Below are 14200 nucleotides of genomic sequence, written 5' to 3'. Positions count from 1 at the left end.
GCTCTCGGCGCGACGCGCCTAACGCTTGAGAACGTCCTGCCACTCTGGATGCCGGTCGATCTGGGCCTTGGCGAAGGGGCACAGGGGAATGATCGTGCGTTGCTCGCGGCGGGCGTCCTCGATGGCGTTCTTCACGAGCGCGACGCCCACATGGCGACCGCGCAGGGCGTCCGGAACGCTCGTATGATCGATGATGATGCTTGACGATCCGAGGCGTGAAAAGGTGAGTTCCGCCACATGGCCGTCGATGGTCGTGACATACCGGCCCTTGGTCTCGCCTTCCTCGCGCTTTGTGACGATGTCGCTCATGTCGTGCGTCCTTGTGTTGTGCCGGAAGCTCTCTCTCTCGATGCTCCGTTCAGTTGAGTTCGTAGCCAGGCGGCCTCAGAGGCGACGACGCCGTGACCTCCTCCCGGTATGATGTCGGTATCGACTATCGCGCCCATTCCTTCGAAGATGTCCGCGCTTTCGCGAACCCGGGCAAGCGGGATATGCGGGTCGCGCGCGTGGCATCCGATCAGAACCGGCAGGCCGGTCAGCCGGCCATCATAGTCGAAGCGCTTCGCCGTTCGTCCGTAAAGGTCGTCCCGCGCCGGCCCGCCGGCTTCGCCGGTGCCGACCAGTCCGCCCGAAAGCGCCGCGAGCGCATGCAGAGGCCGGGCCAACCGGGCCGCCGCCTCGAGCGCGAGGCATGCGCCCTGACTGAAGCCGACGAGCGCCACGCGCTCGGGGCCGAAGCCCAAGCCCGCGAGATCGTCGAGCAGCGCCTCCACCACCGACAAGCCGCTCGAAAGACCGGGTTCGTTGGCTGCGAGCGGCGCGAGAAAACTGTCCGGCCACCACGAATTCCCGTCCGCCGCCGGCGCGAGGGCCGCGATGTCGGGCAGGGCGAGGTGGGCGTTGAGGCCCAGCATGTCTTCCGGGCCCGCGCCGCGACCGTGCAGCATGACAAGGGCGAATTTCGCGCGTTCGAGCGGAGCGCCGGCCGTCGCCAGCCTCTGTTCCGCATGGGGGCCCGCGCCGCGCGTGCGGTTCGGGACCCGTTTGTCGATCATGCTCATGCGACCTCCGGCAGCCTGATCGGCGGCAGGACGCGCTCGATCCTGTCGCGAAAGGGCTCGTACCGGCCCGGCAGCTTCAGCGCTTCGCCGAGATGCGCTGCATCCTCGTCGACGGTAAAGCCCGGCGGATCGGTCGCGATCTCGAACAGGACGCCGCCCGGCGTGCGGAAATAGATCGCATCGAAATATTGCCGGTCGATCACCGGCGTGACGTCCATGCCGATGGCAATCATGCGCTCGCGCCATTCGAGCTGTTCCTCGGGGGAGGACGCGCGGAAGGCGACGTGATGGATCGTCCCGGCTCCCGAACGGCCGATCGAGCGCGCATCCGAGACCATCAGATCGACGATACCCGCGCGATCCTGCGGCCCTCGGCGATAGCGAACCCGGTGTTCGGTCCCGCCCGTGCCACCTGTCGCGCGGTCCTCCTCTTCGTCCCGAACATATCCCATCGCCTCCAGGACGTTCGCCGTCGGGGCGATATCGGCGAGCCAGAGCGTCACCGAATGAAAGGCCTCGTCGCGGGCGCCGCCCTCGATCATTTCGACCCGCATTCCGTCTGGATCGCGAAGGGCGATTGCACGCTCGCCCATCCGCTCGAACGGGCCTTCGAAGTCGATGGCTTCCGAGGCGAGGCGTTCCATCGTCTCGGAGAGGTTTGGAACGGCGTAGGCGACGGCACTTGCCATCCCCGCGCCGGCGCGACCGGGACCGGCATCGACGAAGGGGAAGAAGGTCATGATCGATCCCGGCGCCGCATCGCGATCACCGTAATAGAGATGATAGGTGCCCGGATCGTCGAAATTGACCGTGCGTTTTACAAGCCGCTGCCCCAGGGTTCCGATGTAGAAATCAAGGTTCGCCTGCGGTGCGCCGCTGATCGCGGTGACGTGATGGAGCCCGGAGACGGCGGGCCTGTTCCTGATGTTCGATAAATTCATGATTTTCTCCCGACAAGGAGCCTGACGGGTTCGAAGACGCCGCTTTCGGGACCTATATGCGATCATGGGTTCCCAAGTGAAAGTCGTTACCGAATGGAAACTACCCGGAAAACCGTCCCGGACGCGACCGAAGAGCTGAACGAGGCCTCACCCGCCGTCTGTTGCGCGTCGGATCGGGTCCTGCGCATGCTGTGGGGTCAGTGGAAGACCCATGTGATCTATGTTCTCGGAACGCATGGTCCGCAGCGCTTCGGGGCCTTGAGACGCATCATCGCCGGTATCTCGCCGAAGGTTTTGACACAGCGTTTGCGTGAGCTGGAGGTCGATGGCCTCGTCTGGCGCAAACAAGCTCCGACAATTCCGCCCGAGGTGACCTATGGGCTCACGGAGCGCGGGCATCGGATTCACGGCGTTCTTACGAAGTTCGATGCGATCGATGTCGAATAGCCGATCCCTTGGCAAACGTTTCGCATCGGTTGCAATAAGGGCGGCCACCTGATCTCGATCATTCTCGCATTCGTCATCATCTTAAAAGGCCAACCGATGAAATCCCTGGTTCTCGAACGAAAAGACGAACTCTCCCTTCGCGATTTCCCCATCGAGAAGGACGAAGAGGTCCTCGGGCCGCGCGACGTCCGTATCAAGCTTCATACGGTGGGGATCTGCGGTTCGGACGTTCACTATTATACCCACGGCCGCATCGGCCCGTTCGTGGTGAACGCGCCGATGATCCTCGGCCATGAGGCTTCCGGTACGGTGATCGAGATCGGCTCCGAGGTGGCGACACTCGCCGTCGGCGACCGCGTCTGCATGGAACCCGGTATTCCCGATCCCAATTCCAGGGCGACACGGCTCGGCATGTACAATGTCGATCCGGCTGTGCGCTTCTGGGCGACGCCGCCTGTCCACGGGATCCTGAGACCCACCTGCGTCCACCCGGAAGCTTTCACGTTCAGATTGCCGGACAACGTCGGCTACGACGAGGCGGCCATGGTCGAGCCGCTCGCCGTCGGCGTTCATGCCGCGACCAAGGCGCGGGTGAAGCCTGGCGATATCGCCGTCGTCATGGGGGCAGGGCCGATCGGGCTGGTGACGGCCCTGTCCGCTCTCGCGGCCGGCTGCGCCCGTGTCTACGTGACGGATCTGTCGGAAAAGAAGCTCGAAATCGCGGAGGGTCTCAACCCTGCCATCAGGGGCGTGAAGGTCGACACGGAAAACCTCGTGGAGCGCGTGAAGGCCGACACCGACGGGTGGGGATGCGATGTGGTGTTCGAGGCGACGGGGTCGCCGCGGGCCGCGGCACAGGTTTTCGAACCCCTCGCCCCGGGGGGCTGCGTCGTGATGATCGGTGGTCAGCCCGATCCGATCTCCTACGATGCCGGTGCGGCGATGATCCGTGAGGCTCGCGTGGAGAACATCTTTCGCTACGCCCATGTCTTTCCGCGCTGCGTTGCGATGTTGTCCTCGGGCGCGATCGACGTGAAGCCGCTGATCACCCGCACATTTTCCTTCGAGGAGAGCGTTCACGCCTTCGAGACGGCGGCGTCCGCACCGCCGGCGGACGTCAAGATGCAAATCGAACTGCCCCAGTAAGAGCTCGAAGAAACTGGCAGGCGTTCGAACCGACGATGGGATCAGGCGTACCGGTGCCGTGCAGGTGATGCATGGCGCCAGCGTCGATACTTCGGTCTGGGCGCTTGTTTTTCCGCATGATGCCATTTCCGGCTGATGAGGCTGGGGATGGTATCGCAGCCCGCGCGGCAATTGAGCGGTGTTGAAAGCCGCGATCGCGAAGCATCAAACGGATTCCGTATGACGACTGAACGGGTGCGAGACCCGGAACCGCTTCCGCATCTGGACGGCGATCAGGTCGGTCGCATGTTCGAACGGGATAGACCCCCAGCCAATCGAGAAGGCAGGTGAATGCCTGAGGCCGTACACGGAATTCTCTTCGACAAGGACGGCACGCTCGTCGACTACGCGGCGACCTGGGCCCCCATCAACGTTTCCGCGGCGAATCATGCTGCGGGCGGCGATGCCGACCTTGCGCGCAAGCTCCTGCGGATCGGCGGTCACGATCCCGAGACGGGACGGATTGCTGGGGGGAGCCTGCTTGCGGCTGCCCACACGATCGAGATCGCCGAAGCCTGGAGAACAGGAGGCTCGACGATCGCCCTTGCCGAGCTCACGAAGGACCTCGACCGCATCTTCACGGCCGGCGCGGCGAACGCCGTCCCGGTGCCGCAGTCGGGCACTTTTTTCGACGTTCTGAGGGACGCCGGCATCCGAACGGGCGTTGCAACCAGCGACAGTGAAGCCGGCGCCCGGGCGACCCTTTCGGCGATCGGCCTCGATGATCTTGTGGACTTCGTCGCCGGCTACGACAGCGGGCATGGTGGCAAGCCTGGGCCGGGAATGGCGCATGCCTTCGCAAAATCCCTGGGGCTGTCAGAGGACGACTGCGTGATGGTGGGGGACAATCTTCACGACATCCGCATGGGCCGCGCGGCGGGATTCTCGCTCTGCCTTGGCGTCTTGACCGGGACCGGCAGCCGCGAGGACCTTGAGCCGGAAGCCGATCACGTTCTCGGTGATGTCACCGAGATCCCGAGCCTCCTTGAGGATCTCGGCCGCTGGCCGAGGGCGAACCGGGCGAAATCCTAGCTCCAGTGACCCGTAGCGGTTGCAGGCCAAGCTGTGATCGGTTCTGCCGCAAAACGGTCAGGACGGCTCGGGCGCGATCCGGCGCGCACCATCGTCGACCAGCCTTCCGCTCCCGTCGAGAAATGGCCGCCAGAGGTAGTATCGCTGCCGGCATCGCTGACGATCGCCAAGAAGCGAAGCCTGTGCATCCAATAATTAATCAGCCTTGACAATTGCCTCCGAAATACCGCTCCTTTGGCTTCACGCGCTTGTCATCGAAGCTCGGTAGGGGACGCCGTCCGGCGATCCGATCGAACGTCGTGAACCGGTAATGTGTATCGTCCCTCGGAGAAATGGAATGACAGTGTCCCTGCGAACCCCGATCGCGCTTGCTCTTGCGGCGTCGACCTTGCTCACCTCCGTGGCTTTCGCCGAGCCTTCTCAGGAGCTGATCGACGCGGCCAAGAAGGAGGGCATGCTCACCACGATCGCACTGCCCCATAGCTGGTGCAATTACGGCGGCGTGATTCAGGGCTTCAAGGATAAGTATGGCCTTCAGGTCAACGAGCTGAATCCGAATGCCGGCTCGGCCGACGAGCTCGAAGCCGTGAAGGCGAACAAGGGCAATACGGGCACGCAGGCCCCCGACGTTCTCGATGTCGGACTTTCCTTCGGCCCGGCCGCCAAGGAGCAGGGTCTCATCCAGCCCTACAAGGTCTCGACCTGGGACAGCATTCCGGACGATGCCAAGGATCCGGAAGGCTATTGGTATGGCGACTATTACGGCGTTCTCGGCTTTGCCGTGAACAAGGACATCTATCCGGAGGCTCCGACGAGCTTTGCGGACCTCAAGGGCAGCGCCTACACGAATGGCGTCGCACTGGAGAACGACCCGCGAATCAGTAACTCCGTGATGATCTCTGTCTATGCGGCAGGCCTTGCTGCGGGCGGCAAACCGGGTGCGGACGCGCTTAACAAGGGCATCGCCTTCTTCAAGGAGCTGAAGGACAACGGCAATCTCGTTCCGGTGAACGGCAGCGCCCAGAACCTCGCCCAGGGCACCACGCCGATCTACTTCGACTGGGACTACAATCTTCTCGCCGTTCGTGACCAGCTCGACGGCAATCCGCCGATCGAGGTCGTGATCCCGTCCGACGCGGTCGTCGCCGGTGTCTATGTCCAGGCGATCTCGGCCTATGCACCCCATCCGAACGCCGCAAAGCTGTGGATGGAATATCTCTATTCCGACGAGGGCCAGCTGAAATGGCTCGATGGCTACTGCCATCCGATCCGCTTCAACGAGATGAGTGAGCGCGGTGTCATTCCGCAGGAAATGCTCGATAAGCTGCCGCCCGCCGAGAATTATTCGAAGGCCGTCTTCCCAAGCCTCGAGGATCAGGAAGCCGCCAAGGCCGCCATCGCCGAAAATTGGGGTAAGGAGATGGGCGTCCAATAAGACAGCCCGCATTGAATGACTCGCGTCGGCCGGTTTCGCACCGGTCGGCGCGAATGGTGCGTGAGGGGACAGGACTTGGTCGACATCACCGGACGGCGGGCCGCTTCGGACGCGAGCAATCGCTCCCCGAGGCCATTCTTTTCGTCTCTCCGCATGAACTGGAGCTGGCTGGGTGTTGCTCCGTATCTGCTCTTTGCCCTTCTCTTTCTGATCCTGCCGGTTCTGTATCTCGTCCAGGGGGCGTTCCAGACACCTGACGGTCGCTACTCATTCGACACGCTGCTTTCCCTGTCGCAGCCGCAGCTCGCCGGATCCTACTGGTTGTCGATTCGCCTGAGCTTCGTCTCGGCGCTGTTCGGCACGGTCTTCGGCCTGTTCCTGGCTTATGCTCTGATCCTCGGCGGCCTGCCGTCCTGGGTTCGGCGCGCCTTCATGACCTTTTCCGGTGTCGCCTCGAACTTCGCTGGCGTGCCGCTCGCCTTCGCCTTCATCGCAACGCTCGGACGCCTCGGTCTCGCGACCCTGATCCTGCGCGATGTCTTCGGCATCAACATCTATGCCGCCGGCTTCTCGCTCTTCTCGTTCTGGGGGCTCGCGATCGTCTATCTTTACTTCCAGCTGCCGCTGATGGTGCTGATGATCACCCCGGCGCTCGAAGGGCTTCGCCCGCAATGGAAGGAGGCGGCCGAAAGTCTCGGCGCCAGCACGTGGCAGTATTGGCGCTATGTGGGGCTGCCGATCCTGACGCCCTCCGTGCTCGGCTGCTTCCTGCTTCTTTTCGCCAACGCCTTCGGCACGCTCGCCACGGTCTACGCTCTGACGTCGGCGAATTTCCCGGTCGTTCCGATCGTCCTCTTCCAGCAGATCCGCGGGAATGTCCTCTACAATCCCAATCTCGGCTATGCGCTCGCGCTCGGCATGATCCTCATCATGGTCGTGACCAACTCTCTCTACTTCATCCTGCGCCGACGCGCGGAACGGTGGCAAAAGTGAATCGCGCTTCGATCCTGTCCTGGCTGATTGCTTTCATCGCGGCCGCCTTCTTTCTGCTTCCGCTGATCGCCACGTTCGACTTCTCGCTTCGCATGGTGCGCGGGGAGTTGACCTTCGAGGCCTATCGCTGGGTCCTGTCGAGCGATGTCTTCATGGGCGCGCTCGCCTTTTCCACCATCGCCTCGCTGACTGCCATCGTGCTCGGCGCCCTGCTCGTGGTGCCGACGGCCTATTGGGTGCGGCTGAAGCTGCCGCAGCTTCGCTCGCTGGTCGAATTCCTCAGCCTGATGCCTCTGATCATCCCGCCGGTCGTCCTCGTCTTCGGCTATGTGCGCATGTATGGCTCATCGTCTTTCCTGCCGATGACGACGACCGAATTCGGCATCAACCTCCTCCTCGTCATCGGCTATGTCACCCTGTCACTTCCCTACATGTTCCGCGCCGTGGACAACGGGATGAGCACCATCGACATCGTCACCTTGACCGAGGCGGCCGAGTCCCTGGGGGCCTCGCGCCTGCGCACGATCGCCGTCGTGATCTTTCCCAATGTCCGCTCCGCGCTGATGTCCGGCGCGTTCCTCACCTTCTCCATTTCCCTTGGCGAGTTCGTCATCACCTCGCTTCTGAACCGGCCCGGCTTCGGGCCCTACATGGTCCAGATCGGCGAGGATCAGGCTTATCCTCCAGCCGCGCTTGCCATCATGGCCTTCGCCTTCACCTGGGTCTGCATGGTGCTGATGGAGTATTTCGCGACCCGCAAGCCGGGGCAGATCTTTGCGCCGCTCCGCCGACCGAACTTCCTGAAGAGAAAACCCCGATGAGCTTCCTCACCCTGGATCGGATCGCGAAGAGTTTCGGCGCTTCCAAGGTCGTCAGCGAATTCGATCTGTCGATCGCGCGCGGCGAGTTCGTCTCCTTTCTCGGGCCCTCAGGTTGCGGCAAGACGACGGTTCTGCGGATGATCGCCGGCTTCGAAAAGCCGAGTTCGGGAACGATCTTTGTGGGCGGCGAGGATGTGACGGCCTTGTCGGCAAGCCGGCGACGCATCGGCATGGTCTTCCAGTCCTACGCGCTCTTTCCCAACATGACGGCCTATGAGAACGTCGCCTTCGGGCTGAAGGTCGCTGGCATGGACCGCCAGAAGGTCGACAGCCGCGTGAAAGAGATGCTTTCCCTCATTTCGCTCGATCATCTGGGGGACCGCTATCCCTATCAGCTTTCGGGCGGCCAACAGCAGCGCGTCAGCCTCGCCCGCGCGCTTGCCCCGAGCCCGAAACTGCTGCTTCTCGACGAACCGCTTTCGGCGCTCGACGCCAAGATCCGCGTCACACTGCGAGACGATATCCGCCGCATTCAGCGTGAGCTCGGTATCACGACGATCTTCGTGACCCATGATCAGGAAGAGGCGCTTTCGGTTTCCGATCGGGTCGTGGTCATGCATCGCGGCCGGGCCGACCAGATCGCGACGCCGGCGGAGATCTACAACCGGCCGGCGACACGGTTCGTCGCCGATTTCGTCGGCACGCTCAATGTGTTCGATGCAGTGGTTCCCGAGCCGGGCGCCCTTCGCTTCGCCGGTAAGTCGTTTCAGGTCTCCGCTGCCTCAGGTTACGAAGCGGGAACGACGCTGGTCGCGGCCCTGCGTCCGGAATCGCTTGCGCTTCGCCGCCGTGAAGGCGACGAGCTGTCGATCACCGGCACCGTCACGATGACGAGCTTCCTCGGCTCGGTCATCCGGGCCCAGATCGAGGTCGAGGGCCGCACGGTCCGCCTCGACATGTTCAACCAGAGTGGCGCTCCGGTTCCGACCATCGGAGAGACCGTCGAGCTCTGGTTTTCCGAAGACGATCTTCTCGTTCTTCCCGAATAAGGCTGTTTCAGAATCATGATTCTCGATGCCTTCACGGCACCCGGTCGCTTCCTTCGCGGCAATCTGCACACCCATTCCAACCGGTCCGACGGCATTCTGGAGCCGGCGGAGGTCTGTCGCCGCTACCGGGCGGAAGGCTATGATTTCATCGCCCTGACCGATCACATGATCGGCCTTTACGGCTATCCGATCACCGATACCACTGGCTTCCGGGACGACGGCTTCACTACGCTTCTTGGCGCCGAGCTCCATTCCGGGCCCATGCACAATGGCGAACTCTGGCACATCCTCGCCGTCGGTCTGCCGGCTGATTTTACCGCCGCGAACGCGCCCGACTTCCATGCTCGGGACGACCAGGAAACGGGTCCCGAGCTGGCCGCGCGGGCTTCGGACGCGGGCGCCTTCGTCGCTGTCGCCCATCCGCAATGGTCCGGCATGACGCTGGAGGATGCTCGCTCGATCGAGGCCGCCGATGCGGTCGAGATCTACAATCATGGCTGTGCCATCGGTTGCGATCGGGCAGACGGTTTTCATGTCGCCGATCTTCTCTGGTCGGAAGGCCGTTCGCCGATGCTGATTGCGACGGATGACGCCCATTTCTCCGAGCCGGATTTCTTCGGCGGTTGGGTCATGGTCAAGGCCGAGGCGAACGAGCCGGACGCGCTTCTCAAATCGCTGAAGGCCGGGCATTTCTATTCCAGCCAAGGCCCCGAACTCCACCATGTTGCGATCGAAGGCGACGAGGTCGTCATCCGCTGCAGCTCGGTCGTGACCGTTATCGCTCAAGGCCATGGCTGCGCGGCGAAGGCGATGCACGGCGAATCGATGACCTCGGTTCGCATGAAGCTCGATCGCGTCGGACATTCGCCCTGGATTCGGTTCACCGTGATCGACCGGGCCGGACGCCGCGCCTGGACCAATCCTGTCCGACGGACGGACTGACCCGGCTTCGAGCATACAGACGTTTCGCCAAGGGGCGTCATTCGGCCCAACGCTTAAGGCCGCGAATATGTTCGTCGCACGCGGCAAGCGGTTCCATGACCGAGGCGAAACTGCCTGGGTCTTGATGGATCAGGGCCCGCCGCGCGGTGCCCGATTCAAAGACCCGCTCCCTTTTGCCAAATTTTTGCAGAAAGAGTTCTTTGCGGTATCGAGGTGGCCGACTGTGGCCTCCAGCCGTTATGGCAACAGCGGACACCACGCCTTGGAGCCAAGATGAGCGCACGATATTTCGCCCCTCGCGGGGGGCACCCTCCCCAGGAACAGCTTTTGTCCGATCGCGCGGTCTTCACCGACGCCTATGCGGTAATCCCGAAGGGCACGATGCAGGACATCGTGACAAGCTTCCTCCCCTTTTGGAATGCAACGCGCCTCTGGGTGCTGTCGCGCCCCTTGAGCGGCTTTGCCGAAACCTTCTCCCAGTACATCATGGAGGTCGGCCCTGGCGGCGGCTCCGAGCGGCCGGAAACCGATCCGGGCGCTGAAGGGGTTCTTTTCGTGGTCGAGGGAAGGGCGACGATCGCCATCGCCGGTCAGAGCCATTCGCTGCGGCCGGGAAGCTATGTCTATCTGCCGCCCAAGACCGACTGGACTTTTGCGAACGACAGCGATGCGCCTGTCCGCTTTCACTGGATTCGCAAGGCCTATGAGGCGGTCGAGGGCTTGGCCCTTCCCGACGTGGTGGTCAGCCATGACGAGGACGTCGCGCCGACGCCGATGCCGGGAACGGACGGCAAATGGGCGACGACCCGCTTCGTCGATCCGGCCGACATGCGCCACGACATGCATGTGACGGTGGTGACCTTCGAGCCCGGCGCCGTCATTCCCTTCTGTGAAACCCATGTGATGGAGCACGGGCTCTATGTTCTGGAAGGCAAGGCGGTCTATCGCCTCAATCAGGACTGGGTCGAGGTCGAGGCCGGCGACTATATGTGGCTGCGCGCCTTCTGCCCCCAGGCCTGCTATGCGGGTGGGCCGGGCAGGTTCCGCTATCTCCTCTACAAGGACGTCAATCGGCATATGAAGCTCGGCTCCGCCCTGGGCGGCTCGGCTCGCCGGTAGGCGAACATCACGGCTGCGGGCGAGTGGGCCGAGCCCCGCCGATCGCCGCCGTCAGCTCCAGGGCCGCATCCATCACGGCCGCCGCGAACTCGGCGGTCTTGTCGGCACTCATGCGGGTGATCGGGCCGGAGACGGAAATGCCGGCGGCGGCCTCCTCATGCACATCGAAAATTGCCGCCGCCACACATCGCATGCCGTCGGTGCGTTCCTCGTCGTCGATCGCATGGCCGCGCGCCCGCGTGCGTTCTAGATCGGCCATGAGCGCTTGCCGCGTTGTCAGGGACTTCGCCGTGAAGGAGGCGAGACCGTTCTTCGCAATGACGCGATCGAGACGCTCTCTCGGCATTTCGGCCAGCAGCGCCTTGCCGATGCCCGAGGCATGAAGCGGCGAGACCGTGCCCGGCGGAAAGAACGCCCTGATGCTGGCATGGGTCTCCACCTGACTGACGAACAGGACCGAAAAGTCCTGGACGATGCCGAGATTGGCCGTTTCCCCTGAGGCCTCCATCAAGCGCCGCATGATCGGCCGCGCTCGTTCCACAAGGCTTGTCCGGCGCAGATATCGCGCGCCGACGACATAGGCATTGGAGCCGATGTGCCAGCGCTGATCGTCGGGCGTGAATTCCGCCAGACGCCGTTTCTCAAGCGTCAGGAGCACCCGGTAGACCGTTGCCGGGGCCTGTCCGAGTTCCTTGGCGAGGGCCGAGAGCGTCTGGCCCGAATGAGCGCTCAGATATTCGAAAATCTCCAGCGCCCTATCGAGGGATTTGAGCGTGTTCTCCTCGCTCGTATCCGCCCAGCCGCGCGGGCGTCCGCGCGGCTTTCGATGATTGTTCGGGTTATCCAAAGACTGCCTCAAGCGATAAGTGAAAAACACATTCACGATATGAAAAAATCAAACCTCTGACAAGAATGAGGTTTTTGCTCCCGGCGCTCGTCTTCTATCCTCAATGCAAAAATATCGCGTCTCGGAACGCTGACCTAGAATGGTCCAACGAAAGAGGAGGATATGGCCATGAGCGCTCAGAATCCGGTTTTCATTCCAGGCCCCACCAATATGCCGGAAGCGATCCGCAAAGCCTGCGATATGCCGACGATCGATCACCGGTCGCCGGCCTTTGGCGACATTCTTCATCCCTGTCTTAAGAATGTGCGCCAGATCCTGAAGGCGCGGAATGCGCAGGTCGTGTTCTTTCCCTCGACAGGGACGGGCGGCTGGGAGGCCGCGATCACCAACACGCTTTCGCCCGGCGACAAGGTTCTGGCGGCCCGAAACGGCATGTTCAGCCATCGCTGGATCGATATGTGCCAGCGCCACGGCCTCGATGTCGAGATCATCGAGACGTCTTGGGGGGAGGGCATCCCGACGGAGCGCTATGGCGAGATCCTTGCCGCCGACAAGGCGCACGCGATCAAGGCAATTCTTGCGACCCACAACGAGACGGCGACCGGCGTTCGCTCCGATATCGGCGCCTTGCGCAAGGCAATCGACCATGCCGGCCACCCGGCGCTCCTCCTCGTCGACGGAGTCAGCTCGATCGGCTCGATGGATTTCCGCTTCGACGAATGGGGCGTCGACATCGCCGTCACCGGGTCCCAGAAGGGCTTCATGCTGCCGCCCGGCCTTGCGATTTTGGGCTTTTCCGAACGGGCGATAGAAGCGGTGGCGAGCGCGAAAATGCCGCGCACGTTCTTCGATATCCGGGACATGATGAAAGGGTATGCCGCCAATGGCTTTCCCTATACGCCGCCGGTCGGCCTGATGAACGGGCTGAAGCTCTCGACCGAGATGCTGCTGGCGGAAGGGCTCGACAATGTCTTTGCCCGCCATCACCGGATCGCCGAAGGCGTGCGTGCCGCGGTCCGGGCTTGGGGTCTGGAGCTTTGCGCGGTCTCGCCCGAGGTTCAATCCGACACGGTCAGCGCCATCCGCACACCGAAGGGCTTCAACGCCACCGACATCGTCACCCATGCCGCACAGGTTTATGGCGTTGCCTTCGGCACCGGTCTCGGCGAGGTCGCCGGCAAGGTGTTTCGCATCGGCCATCTCGGCAGCCTGACCGACGTCATGACGCTGTCGGGCCTTGCGACGGCCGAAATGTGCATGGCCGATCTCGGCCTTGACGTGACGCTCGGCTCGGGCATTGCGGCGGCGCAGGAGCACTACCGCTCGACACATGCCGCCCCGGCGCTCAAGGCCGCATGATGAAGGATGCCGAGATGATCATCCCGACCTATAACGATATGCTCGCAGCCCATGAGCGCATCAAGCCCTATATTCGGCGAACGCCGATCCGCACCTCCGACTATCTGAACGAACGCGCCGGCTGCGAACTGTTCTTCAAGTGCGAGAATTTTCAGGAGCCGGGTGCCTTCAAGGTGCGCGGTGCCTCGAACGCGGTCTTTGGGCTCGATGAGGCCCAGTCGGAAAAGGGCGTTGCGACGCACTCGTCCGGCAATCACGCCTCCTGCCTCAGCTATGCCGCCATGCGGCGCGGCATTCCGTGCCATGTGGTGATGCCGCGCACGGCGCCGCAAGCCAAGAAGGACACGGTGCGGCGCTTCGGTGGGAAGATTACCGAATGCGAGCCCTCGACCTCCTCGCGCGAAGAGGCCTTCGCCAAGATCCAGGCCGAAACGGGGAGCGATTTCGTCCATCCCTACAACGATCCGCGCGTCATCGCCGGTCAGGGCACCTGTTCGAAGGAGCTCATGGAGGACACGGGCGGGCTCGACATGGTGGTCGCCCCGATCGGCGGCGGCGGCATGATTTCCGGCACCTGCCTGACGCTCTCGACACTTGCCCCGGAGACGAAGGTGATCGCGGCGGAACCCGAACAGGCGGACGATGCCTATCGCAGCTTCAAGGCCGGCCACATCATCGCCGACGACGCGCCGAAATCCGTCGCCGACGGACTTCTCGTGCCGCTGAAGGATCTCACCTGGCACTTCGTGTCGAAGCATGTCCATGAGATCTACACCGCGTCCGACGAGGAGATCGTCGAGGCGATGAAGCTGATCTGGAAGCATTTGCGGGTGGTCATGGAGCCGTCGAGCGCGGTGCCTCTCGCCACCGTTTTGAAAAATCCCGACGCCTTCAAGGCCAAGCGCGTCGGCATCATCATCACCGGCGGCAATGTCGATCTCGACAAGCTGCCTTGGAATCAATGACGGA

General features: G+C 62.9%; 15 protein-coding genes. 11 read left to right on the top strand and 4 right to left on the bottom strand.

Annotated elements, in window-relative coordinates:
• Positions 1-18: 18 nt before the first annotated feature.
• From ABDX79_RS06700 to ABDX79_RS06690, 3 genes are read right to left on the bottom strand one after another with little or no spacing between them, the layout of a single operon-like run.
• Entirely contained in the window at positions 19-309 is a 291-nt protein-coding gene (locus ABDX79_RS06700; protein WP_346219499.1) for a GNAT family N-acetyltransferase, read from the bottom strand.
• Positions 306-1061, bottom strand: coding sequence for an alpha/beta hydrolase (locus ABDX79_RS06695; RefSeq protein ID WP_346219498.1), 756 nt, complete (start codon positions 1059-1061; stop codon positions 306-308). Before ABDX79_RS06695 ends, ABDX79_RS06700 begins: the two co-directional genes overlap by 4 nt.
• Positions 1058-2002 carry a ring-cleaving dioxygenase gene (locus tag ABDX79_RS06690; RefSeq protein ID WP_346219497.1) on the bottom strand — a complete coding sequence of 315 codons (945 nt, stop codon included), beginning with the start codon at positions 2000-2002 and terminating at the stop codon, positions 1058-1060. Before ABDX79_RS06690 ends, ABDX79_RS06695 begins: the two co-directional genes overlap by 4 nt.
• A 93-nt stretch (positions 2003-2095) precedes the next feature.
• Here ABDX79_RS06690 and ABDX79_RS06685 point away from each other — a divergent pair, with 93 nt between their 5' ends.
• The 9 genes from ABDX79_RS06685 to ABDX79_RS06645 all read left to right on the top strand — a co-directional run bounded on the left by ABDX79_RS06685 (position 2096) and on the right by ABDX79_RS06645 (position 11025).
• Positions 2096-2449 carry a winged helix-turn-helix transcriptional regulator gene (locus ABDX79_RS06685; RefSeq protein WP_346219496.1) on the top strand — a complete coding sequence of 118 codons (354 nt, stop codon included), beginning with the start codon at positions 2096-2098 and terminating at the stop codon, positions 2447-2449.
• Between the two features lie 96 nt (positions 2450-2545).
• Positions 2546-3595, top strand: coding sequence for an NAD(P)-dependent alcohol dehydrogenase (locus ABDX79_RS06680; protein ID WP_346219495.1), 1050 nt, complete (start codon positions 2546-2548; stop codon positions 3593-3595).
• Positions 3596-3925: 330 nt separating this feature from the next.
• The gene (locus ABDX79_RS06675; RefSeq protein WP_346219494.1) at positions 3926-4666 is read left to right on the top strand and encodes an HAD family hydrolase; all 741 of its coding nucleotides are present in this window, start codon (positions 3926-3928) and stop codon (positions 4664-4666) included.
• Between the two features lie 337 nt (positions 4667-5003).
• Positions 5004-6101: an ABC transporter substrate-binding protein gene (locus tag ABDX79_RS06670; RefSeq protein WP_346219493.1), complete on the top strand. Its 1098-nt coding sequence runs from the start codon at positions 5004-5006 to the stop codon at positions 6099-6101.
• Positions 6102-6254: 153 nt separating this feature from the next.
• The gene (locus tag ABDX79_RS06665) at positions 6255-7094 is read left to right on the top strand and encodes an ABC transporter permease (protein ID WP_346219582.1); all 840 of its coding nucleotides are present in this window, start codon (positions 6255-6257) and stop codon (positions 7092-7094) included.
• On the top strand, positions 7091-7915 hold the full coding sequence (locus tag ABDX79_RS06660) for an ABC transporter permease (protein WP_463671127.1): 825 nt from the start codon (positions 7091-7093) through the stop codon (positions 7913-7915). The genes ABDX79_RS06665 and ABDX79_RS06660 overlap by 4 nt, the downstream gene beginning before the upstream one ends.
• Complete coding sequence (locus ABDX79_RS06655; RefSeq protein ID WP_346219491.1) at positions 7912-8964, top strand: ABC transporter ATP-binding protein; 1053 nt, start codon at positions 7912-7914, stop codon at positions 8962-8964. Before ABDX79_RS06660 ends, ABDX79_RS06655 begins: the two co-directional genes overlap by 4 nt.
• A gap of 15 nt (positions 8965-8979) precedes the next feature.
• The gene (locus ABDX79_RS06650; protein WP_346219490.1) at positions 8980-9906 is read left to right on the top strand and encodes a PHP domain-containing protein; all 927 of its coding nucleotides are present in this window, start codon (positions 8980-8982) and stop codon (positions 9904-9906) included.
• Positions 9907-10179: 273 nt separating this feature from the next.
• On the top strand, positions 10180-11025 hold the full coding sequence (locus ABDX79_RS06645; protein ID WP_346219489.1) for a bifunctional allantoicase/(S)-ureidoglycine aminohydrolase: 846 nt from the start codon (positions 10180-10182) through the stop codon (positions 11023-11025).
• 7 nt (positions 11026-11032) lie between these two features.
• Here ABDX79_RS06645 and bhcR read toward each other — a convergent pair whose 3' ends face one another.
• A complete protein-coding gene (gene bhcR, locus ABDX79_RS06640) occupies positions 11033-11872 on the bottom strand; it encodes an HTH-type transcriptional regulator BhcR (protein ID WP_346219488.1) in 840 nt (279 codons plus the stop codon).
• A 168-nt stretch (positions 11873-12040) separates the two neighbouring features.
• Here bhcR and bhcA point away from each other — a divergent pair, with 168 nt between their 5' ends.
• Complete coding sequence (bhcA, locus tag ABDX79_RS06635) at positions 12041-13231, top strand: L-aspartate--glyoxylate aminotransferase BhcA (RefSeq protein WP_346219487.1); 1191 nt, start codon at positions 12041-12043, stop codon at positions 13229-13231.
• A 14-nt stretch (positions 13232-13245) separates the two neighbouring features.
• Positions 13246-14196 (top strand): beta-hydroxyaspartate dehydratase BhcB, encoded by a 951-nt coding sequence (bhcB, locus tag ABDX79_RS06630; RefSeq protein ID WP_346219581.1) that lies wholly within the window; start codon positions 13246-13248, stop codon positions 14194-14196.
• The last annotated feature ends 4 nt before the right edge of the window (positions 14197-14200 follow it).

This window comes from Fulvimarina fulva (assembly GCF_039652615.1).
In the GTDB taxonomy this organism is placed as follows: domain Bacteria; phylum Pseudomonadota; class Alphaproteobacteria; order Rhizobiales; family Rhizobiaceae; genus Fulvimarina.
Note: the sequence above shows the minus strand (reverse complement) of the source record. Positions and strands in the feature narration are given on the sequence as shown.

Bases quoted from the DNA above. Each gene is read 5' to 3' on its own strand.
- ABDX79_RS06700 (WP_346219499.1), bottom strand. From the start codon at position 309: ATGAGCGACATCGTCACAAAGCGCGAGGAAGGCGAGACCAAGGGCCGG.
- ABDX79_RS06695 (WP_346219498.1), bottom strand. From the start codon at position 1,061: ATGAGCATGATCGACAAACGGGTCCCGAACCGCACGCGCGGCGCGGGC.
- ABDX79_RS06690 (WP_346219497.1), bottom strand. From the start codon at position 2,002: ATGAATTTATCGAACATCAGGAACAGGCCCGCCGTCTCCGGGCTCCAT.
- ABDX79_RS06685 (WP_346219496.1), top strand. From the start codon at position 2,096: ATGGAAACTACCCGGAAAACCGTCCCGGACGCGACCGAAGAGCTGAAC.
- ABDX79_RS06680 (WP_346219495.1), top strand. From the start codon at position 2,546: ATGAAATCCCTGGTTCTCGAACGAAAAGACGAACTCTCCCTTCGCGAT.
- ABDX79_RS06675 (WP_346219494.1), top strand. From the start codon at position 3,926: ATGCCTGAGGCCGTACACGGAATTCTCTTCGACAAGGACGGCACGCTC.
- ABDX79_RS06670 (WP_346219493.1), top strand. From the start codon at position 5,004: ATGACAGTGTCCCTGCGAACCCCGATCGCGCTTGCTCTTGCGGCGTCG.
- ABDX79_RS06665 (WP_346219582.1), top strand. From the start codon at position 6,255: ATGAACTGGAGCTGGCTGGGTGTTGCTCCGTATCTGCTCTTTGCCCTT.
- ABDX79_RS06655 (WP_346219491.1), top strand. From the start codon at position 7,912: ATGAGCTTCCTCACCCTGGATCGGATCGCGAAGAGTTTCGGCGCTTCC.
- ABDX79_RS06650 (WP_346219490.1), top strand. From the start codon at position 8,980: ATGATTCTCGATGCCTTCACGGCACCCGGTCGCTTCCTTCGCGGCAAT.
- ABDX79_RS06645 (WP_346219489.1), top strand. From the start codon at position 10,180: ATGAGCGCACGATATTTCGCCCCTCGCGGGGGGCACCCTCCCCAGGAA.
- bhcA (WP_346219487.1), top strand. From the start codon at position 12,041: ATGAGCGCTCAGAATCCGGTTTTCATTCCAGGCCCCACCAATATGCCG.
- bhcB (WP_346219581.1), top strand. From the start codon at position 13,246: ATGATCATCCCGACCTATAACGATATGCTCGCAGCCCATGAGCGCATC.